The organism is Pseudomonas sp. VI4.1 (assembly GCF_002029345.1).
Classification (GTDB): Bacteria; Pseudomonadota; Gammaproteobacteria; order Pseudomonadales; family Pseudomonadaceae; genus Aquipseudomonas.
In genome coordinates this window covers 59664-77044 of record NZ_MULM01000161.1, presented here as the reverse complement: position 1 = coordinate 77044, position 17381 = coordinate 59664, and the positions used below count along the sequence as shown (strand labels likewise).

Annotated in this window: 15 protein-coding genes and 5 pseudogenes; 8 read left to right on the top strand and 12 right to left on the bottom strand. The window is 62.6% G+C overall.

Annotation, left to right across the window (positions count from 1 at the left end):
- Positions 1-5: 5 nt before the first annotated feature.
- Entirely contained in the window at positions 6-392 is a 387-nt protein-coding gene (locus BZ163_RS18575) for a DUF2946 domain-containing protein (protein WP_128872120.1), read from the bottom strand.
- A gap of 95 nt (positions 393-487) precedes the next feature.
- Between BZ163_RS18575 and BZ163_RS18570 the strand changes: the two genes are divergently transcribed.
- Positions 488-925 carry a DUF3995 domain-containing protein gene (locus BZ163_RS18570; protein ID WP_128872119.1) on the top strand — a complete coding sequence of 146 codons (438 nt, stop codon included), beginning with the start codon at positions 488-490 and terminating at the stop codon, positions 923-925.
- A 24-nt stretch (positions 926-949) separates the two neighbouring features.
- On the opposite strand, the gene BZ163_RS18565 is transcribed toward BZ163_RS18570, so the two are convergent.
- The 7 genes and pseudogenes from BZ163_RS18565 to BZ163_RS18535 form a co-directional block, all read right to left on the bottom strand.
- Positions 950-1321 (bottom strand): Na+/H+ antiporter subunit G, encoded by a 372-nt coding sequence (locus BZ163_RS18565; protein ID WP_128872118.1) that lies wholly within the window; start codon positions 1319-1321, stop codon positions 950-952.
- On the bottom strand, positions 1318-1596 hold the full coding sequence (locus BZ163_RS18560; protein WP_128872117.1) for a K+/H+ antiporter subunit F: 279 nt from the start codon (positions 1594-1596) through the stop codon (positions 1318-1320). Before BZ163_RS18560 ends, BZ163_RS18565 begins: the two co-directional genes overlap by 4 nt.
- Positions 1593-2081 (bottom strand): Na+/H+ antiporter subunit E, encoded by a 489-nt coding sequence (locus BZ163_RS18555; RefSeq protein ID WP_128872116.1) that lies wholly within the window; start codon positions 2079-2081, stop codon positions 1593-1595. Before BZ163_RS18555 ends, BZ163_RS18560 begins: the two co-directional genes overlap by 4 nt.
- Positions 2078-3762, bottom strand: a pseudogene (locus tag BZ163_RS18550) (monovalent cation/H+ antiporter subunit D). The gene BZ163_RS18555 and the pseudogene BZ163_RS18550 overlap by 4 nt, the downstream one beginning before the upstream one ends.
- Complete coding sequence (locus BZ163_RS18545) at positions 3759-4103, bottom strand: Na+/H+ antiporter subunit C (RefSeq protein WP_007986256.1); 345 nt, start codon at positions 4101-4103, stop codon at positions 3759-3761. Before BZ163_RS18545 ends, BZ163_RS18550 begins: the two are co-directional and overlap by 4 nt.
- Positions 4103-7022, bottom strand: a pseudogene (locus tag BZ163_RS18540) (monovalent cation/H+ antiporter subunit A). Before BZ163_RS18540 ends, BZ163_RS18545 begins: the two are co-directional and overlap by 1 nt.
- Positions 7023-7294: 272 nt before the next feature.
- Complete coding sequence (locus BZ163_RS18535; protein WP_128872115.1) at positions 7295-8320, bottom strand: DMT family transporter; 1026 nt, start codon at positions 8318-8320, stop codon at positions 7295-7297.
- Here BZ163_RS18535 and BZ163_RS18530 point away from each other — a divergent pair.
- From BZ163_RS18530 to BZ163_RS18520, 3 genes and pseudogenes are all read left to right on the top strand, one after another.
- Positions 8315-8878, top strand: coding sequence for a helix-turn-helix domain-containing protein (locus tag BZ163_RS18530; protein ID WP_128872114.1), 564 nt, complete (start codon positions 8315-8317; stop codon positions 8876-8878). The genes BZ163_RS18535 and BZ163_RS18530 overlap by 6 nt on opposite strands.
- 153 nt (positions 8879-9031) lie before the next feature.
- Positions 9032-9144, top strand: a pseudogene (locus BZ163_RS36470) (ABC transporter ATP-binding protein); the annotation flags it as partial.
- A gap of 55 nt (positions 9145-9199) precedes the next feature.
- A pseudogene (locus BZ163_RS18520) lies at positions 9200-10631 on the top strand (FAD/NAD(P)-binding protein).
- Between the two features lie 182 nt (positions 10632-10813).
- On the opposite strand, the gene BZ163_RS18515 reads toward BZ163_RS18520, so the two are convergent.
- The 3 genes and pseudogenes from BZ163_RS18515 to ppnN all read right to left on the bottom strand — a co-directional run bounded on the left by BZ163_RS18515 (position 10814) and on the right by ppnN (position 13364).
- A complete protein-coding gene (locus BZ163_RS18515; RefSeq protein WP_128872113.1) occupies positions 10814-11038 on the bottom strand; it encodes a hypothetical protein in 225 nt (74 codons plus the stop codon).
- Between the two features lie 117 nt (positions 11039-11155).
- Positions 11156-11895: pseudogene (locus BZ163_RS18510) on the bottom strand (response regulator).
- A 95-nt stretch (positions 11896-11990) separates the two neighbouring features.
- Positions 11991-13364 carry a nucleotide 5'-monophosphate nucleosidase PpnN gene (ppnN, locus tag BZ163_RS18505; protein WP_128872112.1) on the bottom strand — a complete coding sequence of 458 codons (1374 nt, stop codon included), beginning with the start codon at positions 13362-13364 and terminating at the stop codon, positions 11991-11993.
- A 216-nt stretch (positions 13365-13580) separates the two neighbouring features.
- Between ppnN and BZ163_RS18500 the strand changes: the two genes are divergently transcribed.
- Both BZ163_RS18500 and BZ163_RS18495 read left to right on the top strand, forming a co-directional pair.
- Entirely contained in the window at positions 13581-14108 is a 528-nt protein-coding gene (locus BZ163_RS18500) for a DUF3087 domain-containing protein (protein WP_128872111.1), read from the top strand.
- Positions 14109-14207: 99 nt separating this feature from the next.
- The gene (locus BZ163_RS18495) at positions 14208-15785 is read left to right on the top strand and encodes a sensor domain-containing diguanylate cyclase (RefSeq protein ID WP_128872110.1); all 1578 of its coding nucleotides are present in this window, start codon (positions 14208-14210) and stop codon (positions 15783-15785) included.
- A gap of 6 nt (positions 15786-15791) precedes the next feature.
- Here BZ163_RS18495 and BZ163_RS18490 read toward each other — a convergent pair whose 3' ends face one another.
- A complete protein-coding gene (locus BZ163_RS18490; RefSeq protein WP_128872123.1) occupies positions 15792-16163 on the bottom strand; it encodes a DUF2784 domain-containing protein in 372 nt (123 codons plus the stop codon).
- 173 nt (positions 16164-16336) lie between these two features.
- On the opposite strand from BZ163_RS18490, the gene BZ163_RS18485 reads away from it, so the two are divergent.
- Both BZ163_RS18485 and BZ163_RS18480 read left to right on the top strand, forming a co-directional pair.
- Positions 16337-17020: an AzlC family ABC transporter permease gene (locus tag BZ163_RS18485; protein ID WP_128872109.1), complete on the top strand. Its 684-nt coding sequence runs from the start codon at positions 16337-16339 to the stop codon at positions 17018-17020.
- Positions 17020-17331: an AzlD domain-containing protein gene (locus tag BZ163_RS18480; RefSeq protein ID WP_167355130.1), complete on the top strand. Its 312-nt coding sequence runs from the start codon at positions 17020-17022 to the stop codon at positions 17329-17331. The genes BZ163_RS18485 and BZ163_RS18480 overlap by 1 nt, the downstream gene beginning before the upstream one ends.
- Positions 17332-17381: the final 50 nt, after the last annotated feature.

Sequence of the window (17381 nt, the reverse complement as noted above, 5' to 3'; positions counted from 1 at the left end):
GAAACTCAGGCGACAGGTGGGGCGCGAGGATTGGCCGAGGGCCAGGTGAGGCGGGCAGGGAGGTCGGCGCTGGCGATGACGGCCAAGGGCGGGCTGTGTTGCTCGGGGAGGATCGCCAGGGTCGCGCTGGAATTGAGCGCCGGGCCCATGCCTCCCGCGGAACACAGCGGGCAGCCGAAGGCTTGGGACAGGGTCGGCAGTTTGCCTTCGGGGGTGTTGGACGAGGCCGGCGCCTGGGTGGCCGGGTCGACCGTACAGAACTGGCCGCCGAGGCCGTTGAGCTGCGCCCCGACCATTTGCCCATGACCGATGCTGCAGGCGAACACATTGAACAGGACGCAGCAATAGAGCATCCAGGCAATGAGTGAGCGGTCGGTTCGCGCAAGTTTCATGGAGCGGCACTTTATCACCGCCGATCACGAATACCCTTACAAAATCGTTCAGGGAGGTTCATCCTGCTGCGACATTTCACGCTGGACGTCTGAACATGAGCCTGATTATTGCGCAATGGATGGCTGCCATCTTCCTGTTGATCAGCCTGATCCACCTGTACTGGGCGGCGGGTGGCAAGATCGGCAGTGAGGCTGCAGTGCCGCGCGTGCCCGGGGAGAGCGGCGCACCACCCAAACCGGCGTTCAAGCCTTCGGGCTTTGCCACGCTGCTGGTGGCGGTCGGGTTGCTGCTGATCGCGATGCTGTTGTGCCTGCGGGTCGGGCTGTATCTGCCCAGGGTGCATCACGGGGCGCTGCAATGGGTGATCAGCGCCATCGCGATGCTGATGTTCGCCCGGGCGATCGGCGATTCGAATCTGGTGGGGTTTTTCAAGCAGGTCAAGGATTCGCGGTTTGCCCGGTTGGATACCTGGGCTTATTCGCCGTTGTGTGTGGTGTTGGGGGCTGGATTGCTGGCAGTGGCCTGGATCTGAAAAGCTTCGCCGGCAAGCCGGCTCCTACAGGGGATCTGTGTCGCTTTTCGTTCGCCGACTGCTCACCTCCGCCGGCACATCATCCCCCGCCATCCGCTTGCGGAACAACGCCGCCCGCGCCAGCAGCAAGGTGGTCACCGGCACGGTGATCGCCAGCAGAACCGGGATCAGCCAGGCATGCAGTACCGGCCCGGACTTGAGCGCGGAAAAGTAAATGATCGAGGCCAATGCCGCGCACCACGCGCCGAGTGTCGAGGCCAGGGCCGGCGGGTGCATGCGCTGGAAGTAATCCTTCATCCGCAGCAGCCCGACGGCACCGATCAGCGCAAACAGGCTGCTGAGCACCAGCAGGATCGCCACCGGAATCTCGACCCACAGCGACAGTTGCATATTCATTCGATCACCTCGCCACGCAGCAGGAATTTGGCCAGGGCAAACGAACCGACGAAGCCGAACAGAGCGATCAGCAACGCCGCCTCGAAGTAGGTGTCACTGGCATAACGAATGCCCAGGGTCAGCATCATCAGCATGGCGACGATGTACAGGTAATCCAGGGCCAGGACCCGGTCCTGGGCCGAAGGCCCCTTGAACAGCCGGACCAGGGTCAGCACCATCGCCAGGGAAAAGATGAACAGGCTCAGCAGGATTGCGTTCGACAGCAACGGGCTCATTCGAAGATCTCCATCAAGGGGCGCTCGTAGGTCGCCTTGAAGTGCTGGATGAACAACGCTTCGTCATCCAGATCGAACACGTGCAGCAACAGGATGCTGCGATCCAGCGCCAGTTCCGACCAGACGGTGCCCGGGACCACGGTGCAGATCATCGACAGGGCCGCCAGGCCGTTGGCATCGCGCAGGTCCAGCGGCACCTTGATGAAGCGCGAGCGCGGTGGGCGACGCCCGGCATTCAGCACGCTCCAGGCCACGGCGAGGTTGGACGCCAGCACATCGCGCCCGACCAGCAGGAACAGGCGCAGGATGACGCCGGGACGACGAATGCGGATCGGCAGCGGACGCAGTTTGCGCATCATCAATGGCGCGCAGAACCCCAGCACCGCGCCCAGCAGCAGGTTGCCGGGACTCATCGACAGGTTCAGCACCAACCACAACACCCACAGGGCCAGGGACAACCACGGCGCGGGAAACAGACGCTTCATGGTTGCACCTCGGCCAGTGCGGTCTTGGCTTCCGGGCTTGGAATGGCGCGAGTGCCGAGCACTGCCATCACGTATTGCTGCGGGTTGTTCAGGGCGTCGGCGGCGGCCTGGGTATAGCGCAGCAGTGGCTCGGCCTTGAACGTGAGCGCGATGCTCAAGCCCAGCAGCGCGATGATCGGCACGCATTCGAAGCGACGCAACAAGGGCGATGGCCGTTCTTCAGGGGTCCAGAAACGCTGGATACCCAGGCGCGAAAAGGCAATCAGGGAGGCCAGCCCGGAAATAATCAGCAGCGCCAGCAAGCCCCACGCCGCGTTCGACACCGTTACATCGCCGGACTGACCCAGGCCCAGCGGGTTGAGCAGGGCATTGAGCAGGCCGAGTTTGCCGATGAACCCGGAGAGCGGCGGCATGCCGATGATCAGCAGCGAGCAGGCGATGAAACTCAAGCCGAGGAACGCCATGGTCCAGGGAATCACCTGCCGACCACGGCTTTCTGTTCGTCGTCGAGGTTGATGCCTTTGGGCGGCTGCAGGGATTCCAGCGGCCGCGGCAGCAGGTCGCCGTCATCGAACAGCGGTAGTTCATTGGCCGAACGCGAACGCTCGATCAACTCGGCCAGCAGGAACAGCGCGCTCAGGGCCAGGGTCGAGCTGACCAGATAGAACAGGGCCGCGCCGATCAGGTTGGGTTGGGCGAAACCGATGGCCGACAGCAGGATCCCCGCCGACACCAGGATGCTCAGGCTGGCCAGGCGTTCCAGGCGTTGGGCGGCGACGATCGCCACCGCCGCACAGACGATGGTCGCCATGCCGCCGTAGATCAGCCAGTCGCCGCCAAAGTACGCCGACGCACCGGCCTGGCCGGAGAACAGCAGGGTCCACAGGCGCAGCAGGGTGTAGACACCGACCTTGGTCATGATCGCGAACATCGCCGCCACCGGCGCGCTGGCGGCGGAGTAGGCCGGGACCAGCCAGAAGTTCAGCGGCCACATGCCAGCCTTGGCCAGGAACGCCACGGCGAGAATCGCCGCGCCCGCGTGCAGCAAGCCGCGATCGGCTTCGGGCACCAGGGGGATTTTCAGCGCCAGGTCGGCCATGTTCAGGGTGCCGGTGACGCCGTAGATCAGCGCCGCGCCAATCAGGAACAGCGACGAGGCCAGCAGGTTGATCGAGATGTAATGCAGCCCCGCCGACACCCGCGACCGGCCAGAACCATGCAGCATCAGGCCGTAAGAGGCGGCCAGCAGCACTTCGAAGAACACGAACAGGTTGAACAGGTCCGCCGTCAGGAACGCGCCATACAGGCCCATCATCTGGATCTGGAACAGCGCGTGGAAACTCGAACCGGCGCCGTCCCAGCGGGCCATCGCGAACAGCAGGGCGCAGACGCCGATGATCCCGGTCAGCACCAGCATCAGCGCCGACAGGCGATCGACCACCAGCACGATGCCGAACGGCGCTTGCCAGTTGCCCGGCAGGTACACGCCGATGGAGCCGGGCACACCGGTTTCCTGGGTCCATTGCAGCAACAGCACGGCGATGCCCAGGCCCACCAGGCTGGAGAACAGGTTGATCCTGGCCTTCAGCGGCCGGTGTTTCTCGCCCAGCATCAGCATCACCGCGGCGGTCAGCAGCGGCAGCAGAATCGGGGCGGCGATCAGGTGCGGCATCAGATTCATTCTTTAGGCTCCCGGCCATCCACATGGTCGGTACCGGTCAGGCCTCGGGACGCGAGCAACACCACCAGGAACAGTGCGGTCATGGCGAAGCTGATGACGATCGCGGTCAGCACCAGCGCTTGGGGCAGCGGATCGGTGTAGTGCAGCAAATCCTGCGGCACGCCGTCCTTGATGATCGGCTCCTTGCCGATGAACAGGCTGCCCATGCTGAAGATGAACAGGTTGACGCCGTAGGACAGCAGGCACAGGCCCATGACCACCTGGAACGTTCGCGGGCGCAGGATCAGCCAGACGCCGGACGCGGCCAGTACGCCGATGGCGATTGCGATGACTTCTTCCATCAGACGGCTCCTTGGGTGGCGACGGCTCTGGGCAGGGCAGCGGTCTTGTGACCCCGTACCGATTGGTGGGCGAGGGCGGTGAGGATCAACAGGGTCGAACCGACCACCACGGCGTACACGCCGATGTCGAAGAACAGCGCGCTCGCGATGTGAATGTCGCCGAACACCGGCAAAGCGAAATGCCAGGTGTGGGTGGTCAGGAACGGATACCCGACCGCCATCGCCCCGAGCCCGGTCACGGTGGCGAACAGCAGCCCGGTGCCCATCCAGCGCAAGGGACGCAGGCTCATTTGCGCCTCGACCCACTGGGTGCCGGCGACCATGTACTGCAGGATGAACGCCACCGACATCACCAGGCCCGCCACGAAGCCGCCGCCCGGTTGATTGTGGCCGCGCATGAACAGATAGACCGACACCACGAAGGCAACCGGCAGCAGCAGGCGCACCAGCACTGCCGGGACCATCATGAAGCCGAGCGCGGTGTCGCTGGCGTGACGCGGGTTGACCAGGTCGGTGACCACGTCGGGCGCCAGCAGGCGCTGCTGGGCCGGCAACTGCAGGCTTTCTTTCGGTGGGCGGAAGCGTCGCAACAGGGCGAACACCGTCAGCGCCACCGCCGCCAGCACGGTGATCTCGCCGAGGGTGTCGAAGCCACGGAAGTCCACCAGCATCACGTTGACCACGTTGCTGCCGCCGCCTTCGGGCAGGGCGCGACTGAGGTAGAAAGAAGAAATGTCGTTCGGGGTCTGGCGCGTCAGCATGGCGTAGGACAGCAGCGCCATGCCGCCCCCGACGGCGATCGACAGCAGCAAGTCGCGCAATCGGCGAATGCGTGCCTTGCGCAGGGTGCTCGGCAGCGGTGACACCTCTTCGATCCGCCGCGGCAACCAGCGCAGGCCCAGCAGGATCAGCACCGTGGTCACCACCTCGACCACCAGTTGCGTCAGCGCCAGATCCGGCGCCGAGAACCAGACGAACGTGATGCACGTCATCAAGCCGCAGACGCTGACCATGGTCAGGGCCGCGAGCCGGTGATACTTGGCCTGCCACGCCGCGCCGAGGGCGCAGGCAATCGCCAGCAGCCACAAGGTGACGAACACGATCGAACCGGCAATCTTCGGGCGGTCGCCCCAGCTCAGGCTGCTGTGGAGCATCGGGATCAACCCGGCCAGCACGGCGGCGAGCACCATCAGGAACAGTTGGGTTTGCAGGCGCTTGGTGCTGATCCGCCGCTCCAGACGCCGGGCCAGGCGCATCTTGATCACCAGGCTGCGCTCGAACAAACGCTTGCCGTTGAACCGGCCGATCAGCGGCGGGTACTTGAAGCGCCCGCGCTTGAGCTGATTGCGCAGCAGCAGGTAGAGCACGATACCGCCGGACATGGCGACCAGGCCGCATGATCATCGGCGCGTTCCAGCCGTGCCAGATCGCCAGGCTGTACTCCGGCAAGACGCCGCCCACCACGGGCTGTGCCGCGGCGGCCAGCAACGGGCCGACCACCTGCGCCGGGAAAATCCCCACGATCAGGCAGGCGAACACCAGCAACTCCACCGGCGCGCGCATCCAGCGTGGCGGTTCATGCGGGGTGTGCGGCAGGTCGGTGGCGGTCGGGCCGAAGAACACATCGACCGTGAAGCGCAGGGAATAGGCGACGCTGAACGTGCCGGCGATGGTCGCGACGATCGGCAGGGTCAACTCGATCCAGGCCGTGGCATTGATGAACACGGTTTCGGCGAAGAACATCTCTTTGGAGAGGAAGCCGTTGAGCAACGGTACCCCGGCCATCGAGGCACTGGCGACCATGGCCAGGGTGGCGGTGAACGGAATCAGCTTGACCAGGCCGCTGAGCTTGCGAATGTCGCGGGTGCCGCTTTCGTGGTCGATGATGCCCGCGGCCATGAACAGCGACGCCTTGAACGTGGCGTGGTTGAAAATGTGGAACACCGCGGCCACGGCGGCCAGTGGACTGTTCAGCCCCAGCAGCAGGGTGATCAGGCCCAGGTGGCTGATGGTCGAATAGGCCAGCAGGCCCTTGAGGTCGTTCTGGAACATTGCGCAGTACGCGCCGAGCAGCAGGGTGCAGGCGCCGGCGCCGCTGACGATGTAGAACCATTCTTCGCTGCCGGACAGTGATGGCCACAGCCGCGCGAGCAGGAACACCCCGGCCTTGACCATGGTCGCCGAGTGCAGATAGGCCGAGACCGGTGTCGGCGCCGCCATGGCATGGGGCAGCCAGAAGTGGAAGGGGAATTGCGCGCTTTTGCTCAAGGCGCCGATCAGGATCAGGGGCAGCAGGATAGGGTAGAGGGCATGTGCGCGAATCAGTTCGCCGGCGGCCAGGACCTTGTCGAGGTCATAGCTGCCAACCACATGGCCAAGCAGCATGACCCCCGCCAGCAGGCATAATCCGCCGGCACCGGTGACCATCAGCGCCATGTAGGCGCCGCGTCGTGCATCGGCGCGGTGGTGCCAGTAACCGATCAACAGGAACGAGAAGAGGCTGGTCAGCTCCCAGAAAAACACGATCTGGATCAGGTTGCCGGAGATCACCAGGCCGAGCATGGCGCCCATGAACGCCAGGAAAAACGCAAAGAAGCGTGGCACCGGATCGTCCGGCGACATGTAATAACGGGCGTACAGTGAAACCAGGGTGCCGATGCCCAGCACCAGCATCGAGAACAGCCAGGCGAAACCGTCCATGCGCAGCACGAAGTTCAGGCCCAGGCTGGGCAGCCAGGAGAACTCTTCGCGAATCACCCCGCCATCGGCGATTTGTGGAAACAACAGGGCGACCTGAACCGTGCCGATCAAGGCAACCAGGCCAGCCAGCAAGGATTCGGTATTACGCGCGTTGTGTGGCAGCAAGGCGGCCAGACAGCTGCCGACAAAGGGCAGAAGCAGTAGAACTATCAGGGACATAGGCTTCTAATCTGCGGAAGTTTGTGAAGCATCATACGTGCCAGCCCCCGGATTACCAAACGCCAAGCTGTCGCAGAATCCTACAAGGTAGGCGGATAAATCCTGTTTTTCATTGTTTCGAAGGGCTGTATTCGGCAGGTCTGGCCCCTTCGCGAGCAAGCCCGCTCCCACAGGGGATCTTCAGCGAACACAGCATGCGAGTACCACTGAGATCCACTTGGGAGCGGGCTTGCTCGCGAAGACTATCTACCAGACGCTACAAATCCAGAAGCTTAACCCTGGATCTCCTGCTCCAATTCTTTCTCAGGCGCAACAACCTTCCCCTTGGTCTTCAACTCACTGACAATCACCGCCGCCACAATCAACCCCGCGCCCAGCAACGCAATCGCCGGCAACCGTTCCCCGGCAATCCGTCCGACAATCCCGGCCCACACCGGCTCACCGGCATAGATCAAGGTCGCCCGGGTCGGCGAAACACTCTTCTGCGCCCAGTTCATCGCCACCTGGATCGCTGCACTGGCCGCGCCCAGGCCCAGCGCGCTGCACAGCAGCAGCCAGGAAAAGCCCGGAATCACTTCCCGGGTCGGCACCACCATCAGGAACGCCAGTACCGACGTCACCGCCAGTTGCACCACCGTCACCCGGCGTACATCGACCTGACCGGCATAGGTACTGATCAAAATGATCTCCGCCGCAATCGCCACGGCGCTGATCAGCGTGGCGATTTCACCGGGGCTGAAATTGAAAGCGGCCCCGGCAGGCCCGGACAGCAACATCAACCCGGTAAACGCCAGCATGATCCCGATGCTCGGCATCAACCCCGGACGCCGCCCCAACACCAGCCATTGCAGCAACGGCACGAAGGGCACGTACAACGCGGTAATGAAGGCCGACTGACTGCTGGGAATGCTCTGCAAGCCCACGGTCTGCAAGCCGTAACCGAGCATGATCGCCACGCCGATGAACGCCCCGGCCTTGAGTTCGAACAGGGTCAGCTGCCGCAGATGCCGCCAGGAGAACAACGACACAATGATCGCTGCCGCGGCAAAGCGCAGGCCGACAAAAAACATCGGCCCGCTGACGGTCATCGCATGCTGGACCAGCAAAAAGGTACCGCCCCAGACCATGGTGATCAGCACCAGCACGCACTCGGCCTTGCTGAACCGTGAGAAACGGGAAGAAACCTGGGAGGAGTTCACCGACGTCATGACCTTGCACACTACCTGAGGGCGACGCACAATGCGTCGAATGTTGCGCAGTATACTGCCCAACCCCACCATGTGAGCAATATAGTGCACAAAGATTCAACGCAGCGGGCTTCGGTCCTTCAACATGTCAGCCAGAACGTTCGGCGTCTGCGCCATGCCGCCGACATGAGCCAGGCCGCGCTGGCCGAAAAGTCCGGGGTCAGCCGACGGATGCTGGTGGCCATCGAGGCCGGCGAGAAAAACGTCAGCCTGACCACCCTCGACCGCGTGGCCGAAGCCCTGAACGTTGCTTTCAGCGACCTGATCCAGGCGCCGGACGCCCGCGACCCCAGTCGCATCAACGAGGTGGCCTGGGCCGGTACGATTCCCGGCAGCAAAGCCGTCTTACTGTCCAAGGCCACTGCCACTCGCGAGGTGGAGCAATGGGAATGGTGCCTGCAACCGGGGGAAATCTACCCCTCGCAACCCGATGCCGATGGCTGGAGCGAACAGATCTACGTGTTCGAAGGCTGTCTGACATTGATGCTCGGCGACACGCCACACGCGATTGGCGCCGGTGAGTTCTATATGTTTGCCAGCAACCAGCCCCATGCCTACCGCAACGACGGCGCGGTGGCCGCGCGGTTCATCAGGAATGTGGTGATCTGACCGTTTGCCGATCAACACCGGGTAGACGCTTAGCCAACACAACACACATCCCTTGTGGGAGCGGGCTTGCTCGCGAAGACGGTGTGTCATTCAGCATTTGTGTCGACTGATGCACCGCCTTCGCGAGCAAGCCAGCTCCCACAGGTAATCGGCGTCGTACGTCCTACTTTGGTACTGCTTGATAAATCTTCCATTGGTTTGGCGCCTATTATCGTCCAGGAGATTTCGAGATAGTCGTCCAGCTCGGCAGCAACGAAGTGATGTCGGCTCGAGGCGACTTGTACGATTCAATTCAAGCAAACACTGACCAGCGAGAACGGCATGAGCGAAACCCCAAACGGACCGGTGACCGACGCCCTGCGCACTGCAGACATCCTGATCGTCGGCGGCGGCCTCAGCGGCACGATGCTGGCGGCGCAGTTGCTGCGCCTGCCCGGCAAACGATCGGTGCTGGTGATCGAACCCCGCGCCGAACTGGGCCGGGGCGAGGCGTATAGCGCGGTCGAGTTGGGCCATACCCTCAACGGCAACGCGGCCCGCATGAGCGTCGACCCGGACAACGCCGACGACCTCACCCAGTGGCTGACCGGGTACATCGCGGCCGGCGGCTGGCCGCAGGCCGATGAGCAGCATGTGCCGGTCAGCGAATTGTTCCCGCCACGGGGACTTTTCGGTGAGTACGTGCAGCAGCGGCTGGCCGAGGCCCAGGCCGTTGGCGTGTTGCATGGGTCAACGTTCGAGCATGTGCAGGCTGAAGTGGTCGACCTGCAAACCCTGGATGATTCGGTGCGCCTGACCTTGAGTGACGGGCAACGCTTGCAGGGTGCTTATGCGGTGCTGGCGACCGGCATGTTTCCCGCCGCACGTACGCCGCAGACCGAATCCAGCGGGTTGAACGCCGCCGCGCTCGATCCGTGGGATGTCGCTGCCATGCGCCAGCTCGATCCGCAGTCGACGGTGTTGATCATCGGCTCGGGCCTGACCATGGTCGATGCCGTGGTGTCGCTGGAACAGGCCGGGCATCGCGGGCCGATCGAAGTGTTTTCGCGCCATGGGCTGCTGCCGCACGTACGTCGCAACCGCCGGCCTGGGTGGATTTTCTTGCCGAGGACCCGAGCATTCGCACACCGCGACAGCTGGTGCGCGAATTGCGCCGGCATTGCCGGGACGCCATCGCCCAGGGTATCGACTGGCAGGCGCCGCTGGACACGGTGCGGGCGCACATCGGGCGCTTGTGGAGTCTGGCGACGGACGTGCAGCGTCGGCAGTTTGTGCGGCATGTGCGGCGTGGTGGGAAAGCCATCATCACCGTTCACCGCCGTTGAGTGCCGAACTGGTGGCGCGGCTGCATGGGGAAGGGCGGTTGCGGATTCAGGCGGCGTCGTTCAAGGGGCTGGAGCCGTCTGCCAGCGGTGAAGTGAGCATTCGCATCCGTCGTCGTGGTGAAGCTGAAACGGTTGTCGTCAGTGGTGCGGCGTTGATCAATTCCAGCGGGATCGAGTATGACTGGCGGCGGGTGTCGCGGCCATTGCCCCAGCAGTTGCTGGCTCGCGGGCTGGTGCGGCCGGGGCCGTTGGCGTTGGGGATTGCGGCGGCGATTGATGGCGCGGTGCTGGACGTCGATGGACAGGTTGCCCGTCGACTGTTTGCCATGGGGCCGCCGTTGCGTGGGATGTGGTGGGAGAGTACTGCGGTGACGGATGTGGCGAGTCAGGCCAAGGCGCTTGCGGCTCGATTGGTTACTGGCGGGTAGCGGGCCCGGTTTTTGGGCTCGAACACCGATCACCCTTTTCGGGCGTGACACCGATCCCTTGTAGGAGCTGGCTTGCAGCGAAAGCGGTGGGTCAATCGATACATTCATTGACTGAATGGACGCCTTCGCTGGCAAGCCAGCTCCTGCAGGGGGGGCTGTTTCAGGCATTACAACGCCGTTGATCAATAACGCTGATACTTCGAACCAAACTCGGGACGGTTTTCCGCGACGTAGAGTCTGGCCTGTTGGCTGTCTTTACGGTCAATGCCAACGGTATTCACATTCAACAATGCCGGCTGGCTGGCTTTAGCCGCCGCAACGACTGTCGACGTGGCGTGCGGAGCCGCAATGGCGGATGTCGCGCCCAGTACCGACAGGGCAAAACCAAGACCGATGATGCTTTTCATGATGTGCTCCAGAAGAGTGGGGAGAAGATGTCGCCACTGTAGGGCTGGGGCACTGCGATGAAAAAACACCCTGACGCATAGTCTTTATCGAGGACATTGATCCGTCGTCAGCCAGGCTCACGACTCCGCTCCGAGCAATTCCACCGGGTAGGAGAACACATAGCCTTCGCTGCGCACGGTCTTGATGTAGGTCGATTCCCGGGAATCATCCTTCAGCCGCTGGCGCAAACGGCTGACCAGCAAATCGATGGAACGGTCGAACAGGTCGGCGTCGCGGCCCTGGGTCAGGTTCAGTAACTGATCGCGGCTGAGCACCCGTTGCGGGTGGTCGAGGAACACCCGCAGCAGGCGATATTCGGCACCGCTGAGAGCGACCATGGTGCCGTCTTCGTCCAGCAGGTGGCGGGCGGTGGTGTCCAGGCGCCAGCGGCCGAAGCGCAGCAGCCGGCCGCTTTCGGTAATCAGCAGGTTGGCGGCAGCATCCGCGTGCGGCGCAGTACGGCATTGATCCGCGCCAGCAGTTCGCGGGCGGCGAAGGGTTTGGTCAGGTAATCGTCGGCGCCCATCTCCAGGCCGAGGATCCGGTCGGTTTCATCATTGCGGGCGGTGAGCATGAGGATAGGCGTGGCCTTGTGCTTGCCCGAGCGCAACTCGCGGCACAGCAGCAGGCCGTCGTCGCCGGGCATCATGATGTCGAGCACGATCAGGTCCACGGTGTTGGCTTCGAGAAAGCTGCGCATCTGCCGGCCATCGGCGACCACGGTGGTGCGCAGGCCGTTTTTCTTCAGGTAATTGCCCACCAGTTCGCGGATCTCGCGATCGTCGTCGACGATCAGGATGTGGTTCACGTGTTCCATTGCTCAACCCTCTTGTCATTCGCACGTTGCGCATTCCAAGGAGGTACTTGTGGCGAGGAAAAAAAATCTCGCCACAAGTATTTACTTGAGCAATATCACGCAACCACTTGATAACACGGAACATACGCCGCGCCACCCGGCAATTTCATCCGGTGCTGGGCGACAAACGCCTTGAGCAGTTGATCGAGCGGTTGCATGACCGCCGCGTCGCCACGGATCTGGTACGGCCCGTGCTCTTCGATCAGGCGGATGCCCTTGTCCTTGACGTTGCCGGCGACGATGCCGGAGAACGCCCGGCGCAGGTTCGCGGCCAGTTCGTGGGCGGGCAGGTCGCGGCTCAGTTGCAGGTTGGCCATGTTTTCGTGGGTCGGATCGAACGGCCGCTGGAAGCCTTCGTCGATCTTCAGCAGCCAGTTGAAATGGAAGGCGTCGTTGCGTTCGCGGCGGAACTGTTTCACCGCCTTGAGGCCCTGGGTCATCTGGCGCGCCACTTCGGCCGGGTCGTCGATGATGATCTCGTAATGTTGCTTGGCGCCTTCACCCAGCGTGGCCCCGACGAACGCATCAAGCTGTTCCAGGTACGGCGCCGCGTGTTTCGGCCCGGTGAGGATGACCGGGAAGGGCAGGCCCGCGTTGTCCGGGTGCATCAGGATGCCCAGCAGGTACAGGAACACTTCGGCGGTGCCGGCGCCGCCGGGGAAGATGATGATGCCGTGGCCGACACGGACGAAGGCTTCCAGGCGTTTTTCGATGTCCGGCAGGATCACCAGTTCGTTGACGATCGGGTTCGGCGCTTCCGCGGCGATGATGCCGGGTTCGGTCAGGCCGAGGTAACGTCCGCCATGGATGCGTTGCTTGGCGTGGGCGATGGTCGCGCCTTTCATCGGGCCTTTCATCACGCCGGGGCCGCAACCGGTGCAGATGTCCAGGCTGCGCAGGCCCAGTTCGTGGCCGACTTCCTTGGTGTATTTGTATTCTTCGGTGTTGATCGAGTGGCCGCCCCAGCACACCACGATCTTCGGCTCGATGCCGGGGCGCAGGGTGCGGGCGTTGCGCAGCAGGTGGAAGACGTAGTCGCTGATGCCCTGGGAGGTGCTCAAGTCGATGCGCTGGGCGTCGAGTTCGTTTTCGGTGTAGACGATGTCGCGCAGGGCGCTGAACAGCATTTCCCGGGTGCTGGCGATCATTTCGCCGTCGACGAAGGCGTTGGCAGGCGCGTTCAGCAACTCGAGGCGAACGCCACGGTCCTGCTGGTGAATGCGGATTTCGAAGTCCTTGTAGGCTTCGAGGATGGTCTTGGCGTTATCAACATGGGCGCCGGTATTGAGGATGGCCAGGGCGCACTGGCGGAAGAGGGTGTAGGTGCTGCCGGATCCGGCTTCGCTCAGTTGCTGTACTTCACGTTGAGAGAGGGTTTCCAGGCTGCCTTTGGGGCTGACCGAGGCGTTGATTACATGTCGTTGGGTCATTCAATGATCCTTAAAAGGATGTCATTCGCCCTGACAGGGGCCAATGGCATCCGAATAGTATGTATCCATAAAAGAAGATGGCACGAACTGCGCTGGATCGCCATGTTCCCGTTTGACGATAAAAAGATGATAAGAAACCCCAGCATAGCTAAATCCCTCACAGAGGCGATAATGCCCCGCAGACTTTTTGCCCATGTCCGAAGGAAACCCGACGCAATGTTCGAAATCCAGCCGAAGAACGCCGCCACCTATCGGCAGCAGACGCGCCGCAGCACGGTGATCATCGCCCTGATTTTCCTGGCGCTGGCGATGCTGTTGTCCACCGCGGCGGTGGCGCTGTTCGGCGAGCCCGGCGGGGACAATTTGCGCTTCAATGTCGGGGGTGTGTTTGTGGCGGTGCTGCTGATGGTCGCGTTGATGCGCAGCACCTTCTGGACCCAGGAATGGATGGCGCCGGCGGTCTACGGCTGGCAGCTCAAGCGCAGCCTGATGAGCATCACCAACGTCATGCACCAGGTCACGGCAGCCGTGGAGCAGGGGGACCCGAGCGCGATGAAGCTCTTGCGCTTCTATCATCTGGGGCTGAGCCAGATGCATGAGCTGGACGGTAATTCCAGTGATCACGGCCAGTTGACGCGTGAGATGGATCAACACAAGGCGCGGATGGAAGCACTGGGCATCGACACCGACCAGACCCGGTTGAATCCGGCCTGGATCGAGACGGTGAAGCAGGCATCGAAGTAACCAGAGACTGGGCGAAATCCGTATCATAGTGAACGGAGCAATCGGCTAAACCGCGGCGACCGGGATGGGTCGCCGGTTCATCAGGATTCAGGGAGCGTCATGGGGCAGCTGTCCGTTAAAGATCGAATCGAACAATCGCGCCACGGCGTGGCGCTGGTCGCCGAGCAGTCAGTGACCCGCCTCAAGGTTCGCTCGGTGGTTTTTTTGCTGCTCGCGGTGTGCCTGTCCATGACCGCCATCGTGATCTGGGAAGCCTGGAATTCGCGCCAGTACCATCTGCATGACAAGGAAGTGGCGATGTCCAACCTTGCGCAGACCCTGGCCTCGCAAGCACAGGCGTCGATCAAGCAGGCCGATACCCTGTTGTTTACGCTGGTCGACCGCCTTGAAAACGACGGCATCGCCCAAGGCCAGGTGCCAAGGCTGGAGCGTCTGCTGCCGGCCCAGCGCAGTGAGCTGAGCCAGATTCATGGCTTGTTCGTGTATGACGAGGAAGGGCGCTGGATTGCCAATTCCAACGGCGCCGTCATGCCCGGCGCGAACAATGCCGACCGCGAGTATTTCATCTACCATCGCGATCATGCCGATCGTGGACCGCACATCGGCCCGTCCATCAAGAGTCGTTCCACCCGTGAATGGATCATGACGGTGTCGCGTCGGGTCAATCATCCCGATGGCAGCTTCGCCGGCGTGGCGCTGGCAACCCTCTACCTCAGTCATTTCTTGACGCTCTACGACAGTATCGACATGGGCAAGAACGGCGTGATCAACCTGATCGCCAACGACGCCAGCATTGTCGTTCGCCGGCCGTTCAAGGAGGCTGAAGTCGGCACCAGCGTCGCCAAGGGGCCGCTGTTCACGCAGTTGCTGCCCAAAGGCGATTCAGGCACCGCTACGGTCACCTCCTATGTGGATGGCACCGAGCGGGTGGTCGGATTTCGCAGGGTCGACGGTTATCCGCTGATCATCTTTGCTGCGCTGGATAAAGAGGACGTGTTGACCGGCTGGCGTCAGCAGGTGCTGCTGAGTGCGGGCATCGTTGCGTTATTCCTGGGGTTTCTGCTGGTGTTCGGTTTTCGCCTGATTCGCCTGATGAAGCAGCAGAATCAGGTCCAGAGCTTGTTGCTCGATGCCCAGGAAAAGCTGATCGAGGTCAACCGCAGCCTGGAATTGCTGGCGCTGGAGGATGCACTGACCGGATTGTCCAACCGGCGTCAGTTCGATCTGTTCATTCTTGCCGAAATGGGCCGGGCCAGGCGCAGCCAGACCCACCTCGCACTGCTGATCATCGATGTCGATCATTTCAAGCGCTTTAACGACCTTTACGGCCACGTGGCCGGCGATGAGTGTTTGCGCAGCATCAGCAGGATCATCAGTGAGCACATCAAGTGTCCCGGTGACCTGGCAGCGCGGTATGGCGGTGAAGAGTTCACGGTGGTGCTGCCGGGCACCGACTACGTGGGCGCGTTTCTGCTGGCGGAAAAAATCCGTCGCGCGGTGCAGCAGGCCGGCATCGCCCACAGCGAAGGGGTAGAGGGCACGGTCACCGTCAGCCTGGGGGTCTGCGCCTACAACCCGGCCTCTCAGGATCAGCCCAATGACCTGGTCAGCGCTGCGGACAAGGCGCTCTATGTCGCCAAGGCCAGTGGCCGGAACATGAGCGTGATTGCCAATTGAGTGTCATCACCCCCGACGCGACTTCCACACTCTGATCAGCCAACCATAGACCAGCACATTGATTACCAGCACCACACCGCCCAGCCCCAGCTGAATCGCCGGCGTCAGGCCGGCCGGGTAAATGACCGGCAACAGGTAATGTTCGATGAAGCCACCACCGTAACCGGTTTGCCCGGCCCCGCGGCGCATCAGGTTTTCCCAGTCGGTCAGCGGGCAGGGCCAGTGGAAGACCTCCACCGACACCCCCCACACGGCCGCGGGCAGGTGCCACCAGATCAGAGGGCGCCATTTGAGCACCAGCAGGCCGCCGAACAGCACGAACAGAATGAACAGCAGGTGAAACAGCACCAGCCCGTCGGCGGCGATTCGGTACAGCATGTCGACACCCAGGAGTGTTATGCCAATGGCGCCATGGTACTCGGGCGGGTGACGCAGGCGAACAATCGGCGCCGGTTGCGTGCAAGTGCGCAAGATTGTGCAAGCCATCAGGCGCGGGTGCTGGCACAGTCTGCAGTCTTTCCCTGGTTGCAGAGCGTTATGTCAACTCACTCATGCCGCGCAGCGCCTTTCTGCGCGGCGCCGTGGCGATCCTGCCGTTGTCCCTGGCGACCGCGCCCTGGGGGCTGCTGGCCGGCTCCATGGCCATCGAAGCCAATCTCACGCCCCTGCAAGGCCAGGGCTTGTCGAGCATCGTGTTTGCCGGTGCGGCGCAACTGGTGGCCATCGGTATGCTCAAGGGCGGTGCCGGGATCTTTTCGATTCTGCTGACCACTGTGCTCCTGACTTCCCAGCATCTGCTGTACGGGATGAGTCTGCGGTCGGTGATTTCGCCGCTGCCGGGTCGCTGGCGGGCGGGGCTGGGCTTTTTGCTCACTGACGAACTGTTCGCCCTGACCAGTGCGCATGACAAACAGCAGTTCAACCGTTGGTACGCCCTGGGCGTCGGCCTGACGTTCTACATCGCCTGGAACCTCTTCACCCTGGCCGGCATCGTGCTGGGCAGCAGCATTCCAGGCCTGGAGCATCTGGGGCTGGACTTCTCCATCGCGGCGACCTTTATCGCCCTGATCACGCCGGTGGTGCGCAATGTGCCGACCGTGGTGTGCGTGGCGGTTTCGCTGTTCTGCTCGGTGCTGTTCAGCCATTGGCAATGGGGTTCGGCGCTGGTGCTGGCGGGGTTGGCGGGCATGACGGCCGGCTTTGTCTGCAACAAACTTCATGGGGGGCGCACATGATGGTCTGGGCGGTGATTGTCGGCATGGGGATCCTGGTGTTCCTCAACCGCTACGTGTTTCTCGAACCCCGGTTGCCGCTGCGCCTGAGCAGCAATGCCCGGCAGTTCCTCGGTTTTGCGGTGCCGGGCATGTTGACTGCGATCTGCGGGCCGATCGTGTTCATGCCGGACAAACAGTTGAACCTGCAGTGGGACAATCCCTACCTGATCAGTTCGCTGGTGGCGGTGGGGCTGGTGCTTTACACGCGAAATACCCTGCTCAGCATGTTGTTGAGCATGGGCTTTTTCTTTTTGCTGCGCGGGTGGCTGTGAGCCGGGGACTCGAAACTGTTCTACGCTTAACGTTGATAACCGACCCCTTC

Excerpts from the sequence above, each read along its gene's own strand:
- BZ163_RS18490 (WP_128872123.1), bottom strand. The coding sequence starts at position 16,163 with ATGCTGTACCGAATCGCCGCCGACGGGCTGGTGCTGTTTCACCTGCTG.
- BZ163_RS18480 (WP_167355130.1), top strand. The coding sequence starts at position 17,020 with ATGGTCTGGGCGGTGATTGTCGGCATGGGGATCCTGGTGTTCCTCAAC.
- BZ163_RS18555 (WP_128872116.1), bottom strand. The coding sequence starts at position 2,081 with ATGAAGCGTCTGTTTCCCGCGCCGTGGTTGTCCCTGGCCCTGTGGGTG.
- BZ163_RS18575 (WP_128872120.1), bottom strand. The coding sequence starts at position 392 with ATGAAACTTGCGCGAACCGACCGCTCACTCATTGCCTGGATGCTCTAT.
- BZ163_RS18560 (WP_128872117.1), bottom strand. The coding sequence starts at position 1,596 with ATGAGCCCGTTGCTGTCGAACGCAATCCTGCTGAGCCTGTTCATCTTT.
- BZ163_RS18500 (WP_128872111.1), top strand. The coding sequence starts at position 13,581 with ATGTTCGAAATCCAGCCGAAGAACGCCGCCACCTATCGGCAGCAGACG.
- BZ163_RS18565 (WP_128872118.1), bottom strand. The coding sequence starts at position 1,321 with ATGAATATGCAACTGTCGCTGTGGGTCGAGATTCCGGTGGCGATCCTG.
- BZ163_RS18485 (WP_128872109.1), top strand. The coding sequence starts at position 16,337 with ATGCCGCGCAGCGCCTTTCTGCGCGGCGCCGTGGCGATCCTGCCGTTG.
- ppnN (WP_128872112.1), bottom strand. The coding sequence starts at position 13,364 with ATGACCCAACGACATGTAATCAACGCCTCGGTCAGCCCCAAAGGCAGC.
- BZ163_RS18495 (WP_128872110.1), top strand. The coding sequence starts at position 14,208 with ATGGGGCAGCTGTCCGTTAAAGATCGAATCGAACAATCGCGCCACGGC.
- BZ163_RS18545 (WP_007986256.1), bottom strand. The coding sequence starts at position 4,103 with ATGGAAGAAGTCATCGCAATCGCCATCGGCGTACTGGCCGCGTCCGGC.
- BZ163_RS18570 (WP_128872119.1), top strand. The coding sequence starts at position 488 with ATGAGCCTGATTATTGCGCAATGGATGGCTGCCATCTTCCTGTTGATC.
- BZ163_RS18515 (WP_128872113.1), bottom strand. The coding sequence starts at position 11,038 with ATGAAAAGCATCATCGGTCTTGGTTTTGCCCTGTCGGTACTGGGCGCG.